General features: G+C 42.1%; 4 protein-coding genes and 1 pseudogene. 1 reads left to right on the top strand and 4 read right to left on the bottom strand.

The window, feature by feature from the left end; translation table 11 throughout:
- On the top strand, nt 1-3,224 hold a 3,224-nt coding region (locus U736_RS0107845), incomplete at its 5' end, for a type ISP restriction/modification enzyme (protein ID WP_026500597.1).
- 901 nt (nt 3,225-4,125) lie between these two features.
- Here the strand turns inward: U736_RS0107845 and U736_RS11210 are convergent.
- From U736_RS11210 to U736_RS11200, 4 genes and pseudogenes are all read right to left on the bottom strand, one after another.
- On the bottom strand, nt 4,126-6,738 hold the full coding sequence (locus U736_RS11210; RefSeq protein ID WP_034451994.1) for a DUF6990 domain-containing protein: 2,613 nt from the start codon (nt 6,736-6,738) through the stop codon (nt 4,126-4,128).
- Nucleotides 6,739-6,744: 6 nt separating this feature from the next.
- Nucleotides 6,745-7,098, bottom strand: a complete 354-nt coding sequence (locus tag U736_RS0107835; protein WP_026500596.1) for a hypothetical protein — start codon at nt 7,096-7,098, stop codon at nt 6,745-6,747.
- Nucleotides 7,099-7,233: 135 nt separating this feature from the next.
- Nucleotides 7,234-15,288 carry a two-partner secretion domain-containing protein gene (locus U736_RS11205; protein WP_034451989.1) on the bottom strand — a complete coding sequence of 2,685 codons (8,055 nt, stop codon included), beginning with the start codon at nt 15,286-15,288 and terminating at the stop codon, nt 7,234-7,236.
- Between the two features lie 90 nt (nt 15,289-15,378).
- Nucleotides 15,379-15,670, bottom strand: a pseudogene (locus U736_RS11200) (ShlB/FhaC/HecB family hemolysin secretion/activation protein); the annotation flags it as partial.

The raw sequence follows: 15,670 nt of genomic DNA, 5'->3' as shown, positions 1-15,670 counted from the left end.
GTAAAAGCCAAGTGGATGTGATACAAGCAGTGGGACGTGTGATGCGTCGTGCAAAAGGCAAAAAGATGGGCTATATCATTTTGCCGGTTGGTGTTCCTGCTGGTGTTTCACCAGAAGAGGCATTAAAAAACAATAAGAGATACAGTGTTGTCTGGCAAGTTCTCAATGCTTTACTTGCCCATGATGAGAATTTTAGTAAAACCCTTAACCAGATGGTCTTAGGACAAGACGTAAGCTCTATCATCGACATTGTTACAGTTTCTAAAAAGACCGAATTAGAGAATGTCACCACGGTTATTGACGAAATCCCGCTCCACGAAAAATCGGAACAATCCGGACTTCGTATTGGGACACAAGCTCATGAACCGCAACATAGTCATAGCGTAACAGGAAGATTACCCTTTTTTGTTGAGTTTCCCAATGCTCTCAAAACACTGATTGTTAAAAAATCTACCATGAGTGATTATTGGGGCATTTGGGCTGGCAATGTTGCTGAGATTGCACAAAACCATATTACACGCCTTCAAACTATGCTTTCTGATCAGACAAGCGAAGCTTATCATGCCTTTGATACGTTTTATAAAGAATTAAAAAACAACTTAAACAGTGAGATAAAGCAAGAAGAAGCGGTTGAGATGTTAGCGCAACATCTTGTAACGCGTCCCGTGTTTGAAGCTTTGTTTGAGGGCAATGAATTTGTGCAAAACAATGCCATTTCGCAAGCAATGGAAAAAATCTTAACAGAACTCGATAAAACCAATATTGAGGAGGAATCCAAGGAATTACAAGAGTTTTATGACAGCGTAAAGTTCCGTGCCTCTGGCATTACAGAACCACAGGCAAGACAAAATCTTATTATCAAGCTTTACGAAGATTTTTTTACCAAGGCATTTAAGAAGACCACGGATAGGCTTGGGATTGTTTATACCCCCGTTGAAGTTGTGGATTTTATCATTCATTCTGTTGATGATGTGTTGCGTAATGAGTTTGGAAAAAGCTTGGGGTCACGCGGTGTCTCTATTCTTGACCCTTTCACTGGAACGGGGACCTTTATCACAAGGCTTTTACAATCAAAGCTCATAAAACCAGAGGATATGGAATATAAATTCCGTCATGATATCCATGCCAACGAGATTGTCTTGCTAGCGTACTACATAGCAGCCATTAACATTGAATCGACTTATCATAGTTTGATGAAAGGTGAGTATATTCCTTTTAAGCATATTGGTTTGGCTGATACGTTTCGGATGGTTGAAAAGCAAGATCTGATGAAAGGTTTACTAGAGGAAAACAGTGCATATTTAGAACTTCAAAAAAAGCTCAATATTGAAGTAATCTTTGGCAATCCTCCTTATTCAACTGGTCAAAAAAGTGCTAATGATAATGCAAAGAATACGCCTTATCCGATATTAAATAACCGTATTGGTGAAACTTACGCCGCTCAATCTAAAGCAAGCCTTATGCGAAATCTTTATGATAGTTATATTCGTGCCATTCGCTGGGCAAGTGACCGTATAAAAGATTGTGGTGTGATTGGTTTTGTTACAAATGCAAGTTATATAGATACAAAATCTATGGATGGTTTACGCAAATGCCTAGTTGAAGAATTTTCAAGCCTTTATATTTTTCATTTACGAGGGAATCAAAGAACTTCTGGAGAACTTTCGCGAAAAGAAGGCGGTAAGATTTTTGGTGAAGGCTCTCGAGCCCCTATTGCTATCTCTATTCTCGTAAAAAATCCAAATGCACAACAGCGTGGTAAGATATATTTTCGTGATATTGGAGACTATCTCACGAGGCAAGAAAAGCTTACAATGATTGAATCCCTTGAAAGCATTGATGGTATTACACGAAGTAAACAAGGTTGGCAAATAATCACACCAGATAAACATGGTGATTGGCTTGGTCAACGTGATAACAATTTCAAAGCATTTTTAGCCATGGGTGTTAAGAAAGGTCATGGTAAAAAGCTTTTTGAAAATTTTTCGTGTGGTGTTGTAACTAGCCGTGATGCTTGGGTATACAATTCAAGCCATGAAATTTTAGCTAAAAACATAAGTAATATGATTGCCTTCTATAACAGTGAAGTAAAGCGTTTTAATAATGCTTATGGACATGTTGATCGTAAAACACTTACAAAAGTTGTAGACAATTTCGTCAATACAGATGCCAGAAAAATCAGTTGGAGCCGTGCTCTTAAACAAGATTTAGCAAAAGGAAAGATTTTTAAATTTGAAGCTACATGCCTTATGCAAAGTTTATATCGTCCTTTTACACAACAGTGGCTCTATTACAATCGTGCCTTTAATGAAATGGTTTTACAAATGCCGCGAATATTTCCGATAGGGGAAACGGTTGAAAATATGGTAATACAAATTACAGGTATAGGAGCAAGAAGATTTTCTGTATTGATGAATAAAGCCTTACCTAGTTTAGATGCAATAGAAAAAGGTCAATGCTTTCCAAGATATTTTTACGAACACACTCCAGTTTCAAAGAGTAAAAATAAAAACCAATCCCTTTTATTTACAAACTCTATAGAAGAAAGCACAACAGCTGGTTTACAAAGGCGTGATGCCATTACTGATGAGGGACTAGAACATTTTAAAGCCGCTTATCCTAATCAAACCATAACAAAAGATGATTTGTTCTATTATGTTTATGGGATTTTACATTCGGAAGATTACCGTGCTCGTTATGCTGATAACCTCTCTAAAGAATTGCCTCGTATCCCTTGTGTAAAGAATGCTGAAGATTTTTGGAAATTTGTGACAGCAGGACGTGAATTGGGTCATTTGCACGTGAATTATGAAACTGTAGAACCTTATCCCGTGACCTTTAAAAAGGGTAATCCAAAAGTTACAGAGATCTCTAATCCAGAAAAGTTTTATTACGTTACAGAAATGAAATTCGCAAAAGCAGGTAAAGAGAAAGATAAATCGATTGTTTTTTATAACAGCAATATCACAATAACAGATATCCCTCTTGAAGCTTATGAGTATATCGTCAATGGCAAGCCCGCTCTTGAATGGGTTATGGGGCGTCAATGTGTAAAGACTGATAAAAAGAGTGGCATTGTGAATGATGCCAATCACTATGCTGTTGAAACCGTTGGCAACCCTGCTTATCCATTAGAGTTGTTTCAAAGGGTTATTACCGTAAGTTTAGAGACAATGAAAATCGTTAAGAACCTACCAAAACTAGAAATTAGAGAAACTGAATAACTTAAAAGCGTGCTCACATAATGGGTATGATAAACTCACAACGGGTATAAGGTTTTATACCTATAGGTTCTATGCCCCTTTTATAAATTGCTTACATATAATCTTTAAAAGAATATTTTATATGCGTTATCATAAAAGATAAGGCTTTGCACTTTTTAACACTGTACTTTGGATTGCTTTAAGATTTTTAATAAATCCCATCTTAAAGTGAATACGCTTCTTTTACATTGCCTTTAAAAGATTATACCGTAATCTAAAATGATAGCTTTATTGTTATCAGAAGCTTTGTTTAAAGAGGGTTATGTATATTCATTTTCTTATATTACTTATAGGTTTTGAATGTTTCTAAAACCCCCAAAACCCCTACAAAACATATAGTATTAGTTGAATTTACAGGTTGTATTTTGATATAGGTTGTTTTTGGGAAACTTGATAAAAGTTAAAATATTGAAATATAATAAACTTTTATTTTTTATTGAAAAATATGTAAAGGGGAGGGCGTAAAAAGCACCTCCAAAACCCCCAAAAACCCCTAAACCTCCAAAACTCATAACCATAATGGTCTTGATAGCATTTCTTATGAGTTACAAGCTATCTTTTGAAAGGCTTAAAGGATCATATGCTTTTCATAAAGCACATTTTAATCATTCACTAAAATCATAAGATTCGTCTGTTAAATAAACTGACATAACCGATCAAATAGACAATAGCCCATTAAAAGGGATTTTGATCATCTATGGAATAATTTTATAGATCTTTTTTTATAGGTTGTTTCCTTAAAATCTTGCACCAAAACCATGATCAGAGCCATACCACTGTTGAGTTTCTCAACGAGTGATCAAGGCTTTGGACCGCGCCTTATTTTCTAAATTTATGAAATCTTTTCGATATTTTTTAGGTGCTATTTCTTGTCTTTTTTTCCGATAAAATTGACTATTTTCTCTTTCCACGAGCGGGGTTGCTCCTTGCTGGTAACCTCTTGTTGATCATCAAGCTTTTCTGCCACCTGTTTAATCAAAGCGTAGCTCACTTGCTTCACCTTTGCTACTTCTTTGGCTAAAGCTAATGCACGTTCAAGGTGGGTTTTGTTGATGCTTTCGTCAAAGCCTAGGTGATCACCTGCCGTAAAGCTTTTCTGATAAGATTGTAAGGTCTCAACATCACCCAATAAAGCAAGAGCGCCAAGATGAAGTAAAGCATAATGTGCTTCATTGATTTTGCTCTTTTCCCAAGGTGGCGTACTGTATTGGGAACGAAGCTCTTCATGAAGATCAATGGCTTTAACCGCCCATTCTAAAGCATCATCAAGCGCCTGTGTTAAACGATCCGCAGTAACTTCTGGTTCAAAGATTTCTAATCCCTTGGCTTCAAAATTAAGCTGTATATCTGGAATATCTTCCGTGTGGGTAGGATCAATGAATTGACAAGCGGTGGCAAGAATGCCCGTGCTAATCAAAAAGGCGCTATCAAATTGCGGGTAGTCTTTGGCAATTTCATCGTTATAAAGAATATCTACTTCACGATCAGCCAATTGATAGCTTGCCATATAATCATTCTCATTGATTTTCTCGGTTGACCAGCCTAGGATTTTTAAAAGTGCATGAGCACTTTCCATGGTGAGACGATCATCAGTGCCATCCGCTTCATCTACTTCTTCTGCCACTTCAACAGAAGTTGTTTTAGAAGCAACAGATGCTGTTTGCGGATCCAAGCTCAAAATCGGTGCATTTTTCGGAAAACCTACTCGATAACCCCGTGCAAGAGTGAGGAGATTATCAATTCTATATTTTGAGATTTCTTCCACAAAACCTAAAGGATTTCCCTTTCTAAAATTCTCCTTATAAGATTTGAGCTTTTCAACATCCCCAATCAAAACAAGCGCAATAAGGTGACGCGCTACAAGATCAAGTTCACTGTCTGGGGGAAAAGCTGCATAATCATAGATGATTTGATTCACATTTTTCCGATCAGCCCATTCAAGAATATCCGCACTGATCTGTTTCAGCTTGCCTTCATCCAATTCAGTACTAGAAACTGTATAAACTTCTTCTGCTTCTTTGAGGGCTATATATTGAGGCATATTATAGAAAATCTCTCTATGAGCCGTAGAAAAACTAAGTGTTGAAAGGGAAGCCTTAAATGCAACAATCGGCTCTTCTTCATCACTTTGAAGGTTATACATTATATTGATGATACGGTCTTTACTTATAAAATAAGCATTGCGATTGTAGTTTTTATCTCGATAAACTGTCCACCCCATCACTTTTAATTGCTCTGCAACTTTATTGAAAGTAATCAAAACTTGTGAACTAAGATGTGCTTCTGCTGCCTCTCGCTCATGAAGGATTTTCAGATGTTCTTCAGCAAATTCAACGGCATGGTTAACATATTTTTCTACTTCATCATCATCCAAATGTTCAGAAATCGTACCAGCTTCTAAAAATTTTTTATAAGATTTCAGCACATCAATTTTACCTGTTAATGCTAAACAAGCTAAATGCCAGACTATGTCTATATCGTAACTATATTTTTTAACAAGTGTTTTACTTTCTATCGATGCTTGCAAGTCTTGGGCGCGTGCCCATTGTATTATCCGCTCAGAAATTTTGATAAGCTCGTGATCATTTAATGTTCCCACACAAATATCAATTCCTTTACCAAAACCACTAAAAAAACCTCCTCCAATTGTATTAAAAGACTGATAAATATCCGTAGGTCGTATCCAATTACATTCTCTCTTATAGTGAATATATTTGCAAGCTACAGAAATCTCTTCATTAGATATTTCAGCTTCAAGACGAACATTGTAATTATCATGAAGACGTACAAAACCAAAATCAAACTGAATAAAACGATCAGGCAAAGAGAGCCACATCTTTCCAAGTTCCGTAGAAAACCACCCTTGCGTTTTGAGAATACGGCTTGCTGCAGTAAGGCTCATCGAGCGCTGTTTGGGCTTTTTGCGCGTTAGAATATCGTCTAATTCCCCATTTTTATAGGCCTGTGCAAAAAGAAGCAGACGTTCATTCCACGTCATCATTTTATAATCAGAAAATTCTGATACGTTTATTTTGGGCGTAGACTCATAACTCCTTAAAGCTTCTATCTCGCCGAGAAGAGCCTTTGCAACAAGAGAATGATCTGCAGCTTCTTCACGTAATTTTTGTTCAATATCTTGTTCTTGGGCCCAAGCTATTACCCTATTTAAAGCTTCTTCAATATGGCTTTCAGAAAGATCCGGTACCGTAACCCCGAAATCACCTATTTCTGGATAGAGTATATATCCATACCGTGACTTTTGCCCCCTAGAATATTCACAAGCAAGACTATAAGAAGCAGTTGTGAGACTAGCTAATAACCAAAATTTTTCACCATCCGTTTCATGTTTCACACCATAGCTCAAATCCACAATGCGATCCGGAAGATAATAATAGGCAAATGTATCGCCTACTTCATCACGATAGAGCTCACAGCCCAGACTTTTTAATATTTCTGCTGCATCTTTAGTTTGCATAATGTTTCACTCTTCTCCAACCGCCGGATAACAGCTAACTGTATAAGGAATTATTCTATTCCACTCTTTGTTTATTTGATTTTCACTCCAATTGTCTCTAAACTCTTTCAGAAGCTCTGCGTCTCCTTCAAATTTTTTCAAATCTTCTTGGTATTTATTAAGCTGTTCCTTATTTTCCCCTAGATAGCGTTTCATAATTTTTCCAAAAGGTTTTGCATCTCCTGTTTTATACGCTATTTCAAAATCTTTTTGACATTCTGTTAATTGAGAATTACCAGTTTTTATATCAATAACTTTTAATATACCTTTCTCTACATAAATAATATCAGGGCGATGTATTTTTTTTAACGAAAAGTTCATAGATTATTCTCCATAAGTCGCAGTTTATTCACGCTAATACTGTTCTACCACTGTAAATAATAGTTGATCTTTCGTCTCCCAGCCAAGCGTTTTTAAAATCTCTGTCACGTCTTTAGTTCGCATAACACTTCACTTTCATTCAAAAAGTCCTGGATAATGAAAAGTGTAAAAGTCCATTTTGTCTAACTTATTATTCAATTGTTCTTTAATCCATTCTTTATTAGCCTCGTTTAATTTTTTATCACTTCCTTTAAAATCTTTGAACGATTCTTGATATTTCTCTAAGAACTCTTTGTTCTCTTTAAAAAATTCTATAAGTTTTCCTTTTGTGGGCTCTGCATTTCCTTCTTTATATGCTTCTTTCAAAATCTTTTGGTTTCCACTTAAATCAGCTTTTCCCGTTTTTACATCAGCAGCAAACAGTTTACCATCCTTTATACCAACAATATCCGCACGAGATCTTACTACCCCCTTATCCGTCTTAGTTTTGAATACTATTTCTGTCTCGCATACTATACATCCTTCATCCCTTAATTCTTGTTTTTTTTCATCGCGCTTTTTGTCATGATGCTTCCTGACTTGTGCAAGTATGTTACCCTTTCCATCATTATTGTTTTGTGGTTCTTTATTGTTTCCGTTTTTTTTCTTATTTTTACTTTCCTTCTGAGAATCTTTATTTTTTTCTTCTTGTGAGTTTTGATTTGTTTTTTCGCTATCTTCTGCAGAATTTTTCGATGCAAACCAATAGGTAAGGAAATCAGCTATAGCGGTTCTATTGTTAGGAGATTGAACAATAGTTGCTCCACCAGCCATAAAAAGAGACAGAGCTGCCAACTCTTGTGGCGTAAGCGACACAATGAACGCTACAGCAGCTGCTACCGCAGGAAGAAAATTATTTTCGGCAGCATTACCTGCGGCATCAGCGCCAGTATTGACATCACCACCAGCAAGGGCAGCAGCAAAGCCCCCCGCTATGCGCGCGATATCAATGGCATGATCATTAAAATCAGAAAACTGTGCTTCAATCTTTGCATTGATACGCGCTTGTTCTTCTGCCGTTGGAACACGACCATCCAATGCTGCTATTTCTTTTTGTATAAAATTTTTGGTCGACAGTTTAAACTGGAGCATGGCTGTGGCTTCACCCACAGCCCCGCCGATAGCACCGGCAGAGCAAGCGCCACTCGCAACCGCGCCTTTTAAGCAGCCAAGACCGGCGTGGGCAACGATCTGCGTGACCGTGTCTATTTTGCCTTCTGCCTTGGCGGTACCGATTTCTTCTGCCAACGATTTGCCAACCGTATCAGACAGGGCGATGCGCAGATTGTTAAAAAAGTTCTTGTCAAGAGAGCCGCCCTCAAGAGCCGTTTGCACGCCTGTGCCAATAGCGGCTTTGATCAGGTTCTTTTCCGCTTCAAGGGCGATACGATCGACAAAAGGAGCGGTTTTTGGCAAAGATTGTCCAACACCAACCATTTCCGTTATTTGGCTGGTTAAGCCTGCTGTCAACATCGACGAAACAATGCTGAGAATATTCTTGGAAGAGCCAAGCTCATGCAAGGCGCCGGCAATGTTGCCGCGATTATTGACAAGAGCCACAGCGCTTTTGTTAATCAATGCTTGGACACCTGCCTGTATCGCTGCATTCATGGCGGTGCTCGAGCCAAGCCCCAAAGCACCGGTAATGGCACTGGCAGCGCCCGAGGCTGCTCCGCCCGTAACCGCCGTGACAGCCAATGCCACGAGAGCCGCACCGGCTTCTGTCAGCCCTTGGGCTTTATAATCCCAGTCTTTAAACTCAGCCTTTACTGCTTGCCAATCCACTTGCTTGGATAATTCTGGATCATCACGCAGTTGCTTGATCCATGCCAAGCCTGGAGAGTGTGACAATTGCTCAAGGGATTTGTCTAAATCACCGGTTGCCTCATATTCAACAACAAAGCCATTGCCTGCATCAAGCTTCATGCCACCCTTAGCATCTATGGTGACATGCTCGATGGTCTCCTTAAGGTAACCTTCGTCACCCTCACTCCACCACACAAGGTTTTCATTACGCTGATAAACATCCTTAAAATCTTGATCCTTGTTGGTCAGAAACTTGATCTTCCCCTTATCTGATGCCAAATGCATCTCGCCACCACTTGATAGCCCTGCCGCACCAAGTGTGAGATCCCCATTTTGCGCATGCATGGAGAGGTCTTTGCTAAACTCCACCGTGCTTTTGTTTGTGGTAACTTCAGTTGATTGTTGACGAAACTTATTCTTTTGTTTCGATTTGTCGCCTTCTTTGCCCCTAAGATCCAAGTCAAAACTGTTAACGTCTTGCACCGAAGTCAGCGTGAAAGCACCACCACTGGTGACATTCCCATTACCTTCTCCTTTTACCTTAACCCCATCCATGATGAGGTCGTCGTTCGTAACAACATTAAGATCATCCCCACTGTTAACTTCACTCAAACGGTGCTCTCTGCTTTGGGCGTTATAATGCCCTTTTTCCAATGTCTGTGCATGTTCACTTTCTAGCGCCAATGCACTAAACGTGGCAGAACCACCGATAATCATCGTCATCGGACCGCCGCTGGTGAATTCCCCACCCTCTGCGCCAAGATCACCAAGGGATTGGATGTTTAATTCATGATTAGAGAGAATTTGTCCCTTCTGCCCAGCTCGATCACCAAAACCATATGCATTCGTGTCACGGATTTTAGCGGTGCTATTGACAATCGTATCACCCGTCATGGTAACCGTATCACCATGAATAACACCGGAAGAATTGGCTAAAAGACCGTTACTGGTGAGTTCTACAGCACCGGTACCAAGCAAAAACCCACCATTATTGAACAAAGTTTGCGTGGTCGAAACGTGCAGTGCATCATCACTTACCACAGCACCGCTATTGGTAAGACGGTCCGCATTCAAGGTGACCCCATTCCCTTTCAAACGTGCACTGGCAAGGTTTCCTTGCTGCGTTTTTGCCCCATAAACATCTTGTGCTAAAGAAGTGTTTGGCACCAAATAAACGTGGGGCACTAAGACCTCTTGTCCGTCGACAAGGTGGGTCTCAAGCCAGATCATATCCTTTTTGATCCCAGCAATCTGCTGAGGCGTTAAGGGCTTGCCTAGCACTAACCCCAAAGGACCTTGCTGCTCCACAGCATTGTCATAAAGCCTTTGCATTTGAGCATTGGGATCTTCAACATCAAGAAGAGTGCGATTGCCTGTCAGCTCAAAGATTTGCTCACCCACCAGACGATATTCAAAATAAGCATCGCCCAATCTTTTAAACACGTGCTCAGGCTTATAATTGCCAATCTTTTTTAAGTAATAGTCCGATCCTAAAAATTTACTTGGGTTGATAAAGTCCTGTCGCGTCTCGATTAAAAACGGCACATCCGGTGATTGGCTGCCAGCCAACTCTGTCTTGACAGAGTTAAGCCCATCTTGTGTTGGCACCTGTATGGATTCTGGTGCGGGTGTTTTTGTGCTTGGTGCAAAAAGCCCTTTGTGCCCTTTCAAACCATTGATAATACCGTCCAATCGATCATTGCTAATCAGTGGTTTGGAACCGTCAAAATCGGGTGTTTGTCCCCCAGCCAAACCTTGATCGCCAGAGCTATAGCTGATCGACGGTTTAAAACCATCAACGTCAGTATTTTTAACGCCAGTCAAGCCTTTATTGCCAGAGCTTAAGCCAATTTGACCGGCTCCATCACGCACCGCATGATTGTCAAGAGTGTCTGTAACCTTGACATCAAGAGTGCCACCTGCTTCAATCGTCCCGTAAACAGCATCATAAGTGCGCGTGGGTGTTTGGATAAAAGTAGGACCATCCCATTCGTCTGCATCGTGCCCTATACATGCTGGATGTGCGAAACTACATTGCTTATGTCTGTAGCGTGTTTCAGTCACAATCTTGGTTGTTTCGATTAAATCACGCCCCTCATTGAGCAAGGTATCGCCATGCATCACAATGTTGCCATTGGCAGCAATTAAACTATAGCTATTACGGATATCACCGGCATTAATTGTCAGATGACGTCCTACCAAAATCTGTGCAGCATTATTGGTAAAATGAGGCTGTTGACGAATGATCGTGGTGTCGATATTTTTCTTGATCCTTGTGTGTTTATCAACATTTGGGATATTTTCCCATTTTCCTCGCACGTAACTGTGAGAAACCACTTTATCGGTAACTTCAACTCCACCTTCACGCACATTGGTAAGCGCTGAGACATCGAAGGTCATATCGCCTGAGACAGCTTCTAAAAGCCCCGAGCTGTTGATCACATGACCAGCCCGCTCTCCACTTAAGCCACGGATGATGAGATTGTCTTCAGCAATGACATCGGCAAAATTATTGATAAAATCCCCATCTAAGGAGAAAATGGCAGATTTCTTAGCATAAATCAGACCGCTATTGCTCAGATCAGCGCTCACATTAAGCGCAACCCCATCACCACTTGAACCAATACTGCCGGCATTGTCCAAAACATCTGCGGTTAAAACAAAAGCGCCACCACTTTTGAGTACACCGTCTTCACCATTTAAAACCAGAGCAGCTTGCCCCAATGACGGATCATGGCTTTCTGCTATAAGCGTAAAGCTGTCACTGGCTAAAAGCTGACCTGAATTGGCTAAAGATCCAAGCTTCGCATCAACAACACCGCCCACCATGATACCGGAATTGCTTAAAACACCATGGCTGTTGAGAGTAAGTACTCCGCCTTGCGCTTCCACAAGCCCAGCTTGGTTAAGGGTGTCTGCCTTCAGTACCACATCCATATAGGCGGCAACCTTGCTTGTCTCACCCAGCGTCAAGGTGCCATCGGTTGAGAGCTCTATCCGCTCTTGCGCAACAATGCGCCCCGTTTGGTTTAGAGTGTTTTGCGCACGCAAAGCAATAACGCCATTGCTTGCAAGCATACCGCTATTGGTTAAATCACCGTAACTTTCGAGAGTAAGTTCCTCACCTTGCGCTTCTATAAGCCCAGCTTGATTAAGGGTGCCTGCCTTCAGCGCCACATCATAGCCGCCAATTTGGCTTGTCTCACCCAGTGTCAAGGTGCCATCAGTTGAGAGCTCTATCCGCTCTTGCGCAACGATGCGCCCCGTTTGGTTCAGAGTGTTTTGCGCATTCACAGTGATTGCGCCATTGCTTGCTATCGTACCACTATTGGTTAAATCATCGTGGCTTTCGAGAGTAAGCTCCTCACCTTGCGCCTCTATAAGCCCAGCTTGGGTGAGTGTGCCTGCCTTCAGCGCCACATCATAGCCACCAACTTGGCTTGTCTCACCCAGTGTTAAGGTGCCATCAGTTGAGAGCTCTATCCGCTTTTGCGAAACAATGCGCCCCGTTTGGTTCAGAGTGTTTTGCGCACGCACAGTGATTGCGCCATTGCTTGCTATCGTACCACTATTGGTTAAATCACCGTGGCTTTCGAGAGTAAGCTCCTCACCTTGCACCTCTATAAGCCCAGCTTGGGCGAGTATGCCTGCCTTCAGCGCCACATCATAGGCGCCAACCTCACTTGTCTCACCCAGTGTCAAGGTGCCATCGGTTGAGAGTTCTATCCGCTTTTGCGAAACAATGCGCCCCGTTTGATTTAGAGTGTTTTGCGCATTCACAGTGATTGCGCCATTGCTTTCTATCGTGCCACTATTGCTTAAATCACCGTGGCTGGTCAGTTGAAGGTCACCACGCTCAATCTCTATGTGTCCTGCTTGGATCACACTATCAGCAACAATATTGACTGCCCCTTGCGTAGAAATGAGACCATCAACATTCTCAAAACTGCCCACATCAATGCGCAAACCATCCCGCGCTAAAACATGCGCACCTTCATCATGTGTAGCATTTTGTTGGTCTGAATTTGTCGCTTCAGCGCTTTTATTAACAAAAGACGTTGCAACAATCTTCATCTCACCGGCTAAAGCACTGAGAAGACCAGCCTCATTGTTTATATGACCAGCACGTGTCTCTTTCAGCCCACCAATGCTGAGAGCCTCTTCAGCAATAATTCTGCCCTGTGTGTTGGTCAGATTACCATCACTGAATAGATCCATAGATTTTTTGGCGTAAATCAGCCCACTATTGCTGACATTCCCTGCCACATTGAGGGCAACGCTCTCACCACTAGAGCCAAGCACACCGGCATTGTCTAATCGCCCTGCGATCACAACAAAAGCGCCACCACTTTGAAGGACACCTTCGGATGTATTCTCAAGAAAAGCTTGTTGCGGATCGACGCCTTCTTGTGCACTTACCATCAAATGCAAATCATCGGTTGCAATAAACGTCCCTTGATTGGTAAATGCACCAATATGAGCATCGACACTCTCACCGCGCATTGTGCCACTATTTGCGACCCCATCACGCACTTGAAGGGTTAATGCTCCCTCTTGGGCTTCCACAGTCCCTGCTTGGGTTAAAGCATCAGCACTTAAAACCACATCATAACTTAAAATCGTGCTCTCTTGAGAGGTTGTGAGCATGCCCCCCGCTGTCAAGGCAACCTGCTGCATACTGACAATATCACCCGTGTGATTGAGAGCACCATGGGCATCCAGCGTTATCTCCCCATTAGACCAGACAGTGCCTTCTTGGATCAGGGCACCGTGATGCGCATAAAGGTCAATTTTTTGCTCTGCCACTAAGCGCGCACGTGATGTAAGCTCTGCTGCTTCCACCAAAAGAGAGCCGCCGGCGCTATAATGTCCAGCGCCTACAGTGAGCGCATCATCGGCGCTCAAGACAATATTCCCCTTGGCACCAATATGGTTGTTTAAAGCGGTGATTTGATTGGTTTCAATGATCAGATCGCCAAGGGAAGAAACCCCTGTTTGATCATTGTCTTGCATGCGGCTTAGATCAATTGTTGCTGCTTGGATCTTTAAAAGATCACCGGCTGCTATCCGCCCATTCCCCGCCTCAAGCTTTGCTGCCTGTAAGTGCAAAGAACCCGTCGCTGACTGTTGACCATCACTTCCAATACCGCTTGCTAAAAGAGCATGAGACTGGAGCTTGATCACATCGGCGCGCACATCAACAGCACCGCTTGCCGCAACGCGAGCTTGCTCAGCCAGTTCAACATGTTTCAAAGCCTTCAGTTCAACCGCTTCTTCTGAAAAAAGCAGATCTTTCACATGCACACTATCGTGGTGCGAATGAGCCTTCACCGCACCTTTGGCACGTGCTTTGGCAAGCACCAGCTTGCCATCACTTGTCAATCTCATGGCGCCTGCATTGGCAACCATGTCTCCGCGCATCTTAACGCCGGCGCCTTTATCATTGGCAAGCACGCGGATCTGCCCCGCATACATTCCACCAAACTCACTGGAATCAATCGCCAATTCCGGCTCTTTTCCATCAGAGCCAAGAGAAGTTGCTTCGCGCTTGTGATAATCAAAATGATTGTGACCAGCGATAACAGCCAAATCCCCTTTGACCTGTATAGGACCCCCGATACTGATCTTGCGCGAAACAAGATCAAAAATATCTAATGCACTCCCATCAGCACCACGAGCGCCTATGGTGATATCACCACCCTCAACACGCAATCCACTCAAAGCCCCATCGGCTCCAATAATCGGTTGTCCGGTCGATAAAGTCACCCGTGGAGTATTAATAAAGCCACAACCGTTACAGGTAATCCCATTGGGGTTGGCGATAATAACATCCGCCATATGCCCATGCACTTCGCTCACGCCTTCAAGACGCGAGCGATTGGCACTTACTACTTCATTGAGGATAACCTTTGCCGCACCGCTATAACGCAAATTGCCGTTGCCTGGCACCAATCCCCCAAGCTGTGAACGCGAAACCTCCTCAGTCGAATTGTTCAAAATCACGCCATGGGTATCAACATTGAAATTGTCATATTTGTTATGAGAAAGACCCTGTCCATTGGGGCGAACAATATCAATTAGCGGCACATCATTGCCGGCTTTTCCAACGGTGGGGCGGAAAACAGAGCCAACCCCGTCAGCTGCTTTAATCCCTTGGCTTTCTTGCGCAACAGGACTTCGCGCTCCAAGCGCTTGTGCTTGCAACAACAAAGGCTGAAAAGCTAAGCAAAAACTTAAAACAAGTGAAAGCCCCTTGTGGATCCCACGCTGCAAAACACCAAGAGCATGCTGCCCTAACGCACGTCCATATCCCAATTTGTGCTTTTGATCTTTCAATCCCCGCATCTTCAGCTCCTCATAAAATTCTTTATCTCTTAAAAAAACAACCCATATGGGTGTAAACAGCGCAGCGATATTTTTTACCGCCCCTTTGCTCTAAAATCTCAATAATGCCCGCACTTGAAATAACCCTGTCTTATTCCCCTTTTCTCGCACTGTTGATTGGGTTAAAATATTCGAATAAGACACATCAACATCCGTAATGTCTCCGGTTGCATGGAAACCCAGAGTTGCCCCAACGAGGCGCCCGCCAAAACTGTTTTTGCTTACATCATTGGCTACAGCCCCCAGATCAAGCGCCATATAAGGGGAGAATTGGCTCATAAATTTACGCCCCATTCTCGAAGAAAAACCTGGCAACAACAGCGACAATTCATTGCGCCAAAAC

Source organism: Bartonella grahamii ATCC 700132 (assembly GCF_000518085.1).
Lineage (GTDB): Bacteria > Pseudomonadota > Alphaproteobacteria > Rhizobiales > Rhizobiaceae > Bartonella > Bartonella grahamii.
This window is presented reverse-complemented; position numbering and strand designations above follow the sequence as displayed.